This window comes from Kocuria tytonicola (assembly GCF_003687455.1).
GTDB classification, from domain to species: Bacteria; Actinomycetota; Actinomycetes; order Actinomycetales; family Micrococcaceae; genus Kocuria; species Kocuria tytonicola.
Map to the genome: position 1 here is coordinate 1 of NZ_PHOA01000217.1, position 547 is coordinate 547.

At 72.0% G+C, this 547-nt stretch carries 1 protein-coding gene; it reads right to left on the bottom strand.

What is annotated here, in order from left to right; genetic code table 11:
• Positions 1-23: 23 nt before the first annotated feature.
• On the bottom strand, positions 24-494 hold the full coding sequence (locus CWC38_RS12735; RefSeq protein ID WP_121846904.1) for a thiamine-phosphate kinase: 471 nt from the start codon (positions 492-494) through the stop codon (positions 24-26).
• Positions 495-547: the final 53 nt, after the last annotated feature.

Genomic DNA, 547 nt, shown 5'->3' on the forward strand with positions numbered 1-547 from the left:
CACCGTCTAATTCGTCGGCAGCGTCAGATGGGTATAAGAGACAGCTCCTCCCCCCTGCCGAGGTCGCCTCCCACCAGGGCGCACTCCGTGGCCCCGAGCTCCTCGAACGCCCGTGAGAGCCCCTCCGCGAAGTCCGTCACCCACTGCACGGGCGTGTTTCCGGGGAGGGTGAGGGACACGACGACGGCCGTGGGTGCCGCTCCCGTCCCCGCGACGTCCGCGAGGTTCTGGGCGGCGCACTTGCGGCCCAGGTCCGCCCCCGTGGTGCGGCGGCCGCTGGGCCACGTGGTGAGGAAGTCCTGTCCGAGGGTCAGGGTGTCCGTGGTGAGCACCACGCTTCCTCCCGGGGCCGCGACCACAGCGCAGTCGTCCCCCGGCCCCACCAGGACGTGCGGACCCTCGGTGGTGGCCACGGGGAGGAAGGCGTCCAGCAGCTGTCCCTCACTGAGCTGGGACACCGTGGGCCCCTCCGGGGCAGCGTGCTCATGCGTCATACCAGCACCCTAGCCACCCGCTCCGACCCCCCGCAGCGACCCTCCTCCCAGGC

Excerpts from the sequence above, each read along its gene's own strand:
- CWC38_RS12735 (WP_121846904.1), bottom strand. The coding sequence starts at position 494 with ATGACGCATGAGCACGCTGCCCCGGAGGGGCCCACGGTGTCCCAGCTC.